We start from the raw sequence: 2,276 nt of genomic DNA, 5'->3' as shown, positions 1-2,276 counted from the left end.
CGCATTCAGGATTTGTACGGCACGGGAAGAGAAGCCGCATTGCGGGAATTGCTTCGTGCCTTTCATGAACAATACGACGCGGTGTGTGGTAACGACTTCTTTGATTTGATCGTGGATAGAGGACATGTGTGTTCCTTTTTACTAAATCGGTTGTTCGGGGAAAATCAAATTTCCCGCCATTATACGCAAATTGATGGAGTTGAGGGGGTGTTTCTCAACGTCGGATCTGACCGTTGCCGTTGATGTAGAACTTGGTCGAAGTCAGCGCTTCCAAACCCATCGGGCCGCGGGCGTGCATTTTTTGGGTGGAAATACCGATTTCCGCGCCCAATCCGAAAACAAAGCCGTCGGTAAACCGAGTGGACGCATTGACATAAACCGCCGCCGCATCAATGCTTTCTTGGAAAAACTCGGCATGTGCAATGCTTTGGGTCACAATCGCTTCCGAGTGATGCGTCGTATGGCCGTTAATCCAATCGACGGCTTCTTCCACTGTTTTCACTATTTTGATCGACATAATATAGTCAAGAAACTCGGTGCTGTAATCTTCCTCAGTTGCCAAAACAGCATTTTTAAACATACGCAATGCTTCCTGATCGGCTCTAAATTCAACCGGATGTACTTTGGCAACGGCTTCTTCCAGTTTGGGCAAAAACGCTTCCGCTATCTTTTCGTGGACAACCAAAGATTCAGCGGCATTGCACACGCTCGGACGCTGCGTTTTGGCGTTCACGACGATATCGACCGCCATCTCCAAATCGGCACTGTCGTCCACATAAATATGGCAATTACCGACTCCGGTTTCAATGACGGGAACTTTCGATTTCTCTTTCACCGTCTGAATCAAGCGCGCACCACCGCGCGGAATCAGTACATCAATATAATCGACTGCCTGCATCAATTCCTCGGCAGCGGCATGACTGGTATCTTCGACCAGCTGCACCACATCGGCATCTATTCCCGCTTTTACCAAAGTCTGCCTGATGACGACAATCAATGCGGTATTGGAATGGATGGCATCGCGACCGCCGCGCAAAATAATGGCATTGCCGGTTTTAAAGGCCAGAGAAAACGCATCGACCGAAACATTGGGGCGGCTCTCAAAAATCATGGCAACCACGCCCAAAGGCACGCGTTTTTGAACAATCTTCAAACCGTCCAAATTGGTATAGCCGCGGACAACCTGCCCAATCGGGTCCTGTAAATCGGCAACCTGCCCAACGCCTTCTGCAATGCCTTTGATGCGTTCATGATTCAAGCGCAGCCTGTCGAGCATAATGTCCGAAATGCCGTTTTCTTTTGCAGCGGCCAAATCGCGGGCATTTTCCGCCAAAATCATCTCAGCCTGTTCAACCAAAGCCGCCGCAACCTGACGCAGCAGATTGTTTTTTTCTACGCTTCCCAAGCTGATTAACGTTTTACTGGCTTTTTGAGCATTCTTGCCCAACTGTTCGATATAGCTCATAAAACCTCCCTATTTCTCTTGTGCAAACCACGTTCCGATAGGCGCGCCATCTAAAACCTGAAGGATATCGCGCGGATTGGCGCTATTCATCAATACCATCTGGCCGTGATGTTCAAACATCATCTGCGCACTCTTAATCTTACTGAGCATGCCGCCCGTACCAAACTTACTGCCCGAGCCGCCGGCAGAAGCAATAATTTCTTCGGTAATATCGGCCACATGGCTGCGCAGCTTGGCATCAGCGTGAACAGCCGGATTTTTATCAAACAAACCGTCGATATCGGACAACATAATCAGTAAATCGGCTTTAACGATTTTCGCCACAACTGCCGACAAACGGTCGTTATCGCCAAACTTGGTCGCATGGTCCATCTCGTCCACGCTGACCGCATCGTTCTCATTGACAATAGGGATGACGCCAATAGAAAGCAGGGATTCAAAAGCATTGGTAACGTTTGCCAAACTTTCCGGATATTCGACCACATCACGCGTCAGCAGGATTTGCGATACCGTCATCCGATAATGGGAAAAAATCTGCGAATAAAGGCTCATCATGGCCACTTGGCCGACGCTGGAAACAGCCTGCTGCTGCGCCATTTCCGCCGGACGTTTTTCCATGTTGAGGACATTCAGCCCAAAACCCATTGCACCGGAAGACACCAGCACAATTTCTTTGCCCTTACTGACCAAGCTGGAAATGACAAAGGCCAGTTGGTCGATTTTTGCCAAATTGATTTTGCCGTTTGGCAACACCAAAGAACTGGTTCCAATCTTAATGACAATGCGTTTTACTGCTTCAAAATCTCGTTTC

Annotated in this window: 2 protein-coding genes and 1 pseudogene; all 3 read right to left on the bottom strand. The window is 48.8% G+C overall.

The genetic code is table 11. The features are described 5' to 3' along the window. Positions 1 to 126: pseudogene (locus ACTHUT_RS18275) on the bottom strand (Grx4 family monothiol glutaredoxin); the annotation flags it as partial. 88 nt (positions 127 to 214) lie between these two features. Beyond that, a complete protein-coding gene (locus ACTHUT_RS18270; RefSeq protein WP_250600099.1) occupies positions 215 to 1,465 on the bottom strand; it encodes a glutamate-5-semialdehyde dehydrogenase in 1,251 nt (416 codons plus the stop codon). A gap of 9 nt (positions 1,466 to 1,474) precedes the next feature. Beyond that, positions 1,475 to 2,276, bottom strand: an 802-nt coding sequence (gene proB, locus ACTHUT_RS18265) for a glutamate 5-kinase (RefSeq protein ID WP_440419320.1), incomplete at its 5' end; no start/stop codon positions are given.

The organism is Neisseria sp. P0022.S010 (assembly GCF_051956635.1).
This window is presented reverse-complemented; position numbering and strand designations above follow the sequence as displayed.

Coding starts and splice junctions, on each gene's coding strand:
- ACTHUT_RS18270 (WP_250600099.1), bottom strand. CDS start 1,465: ATGAGCTATATCGAACAGTTGGGCAAGAATGCTCAAAAAGCCAGTAAA.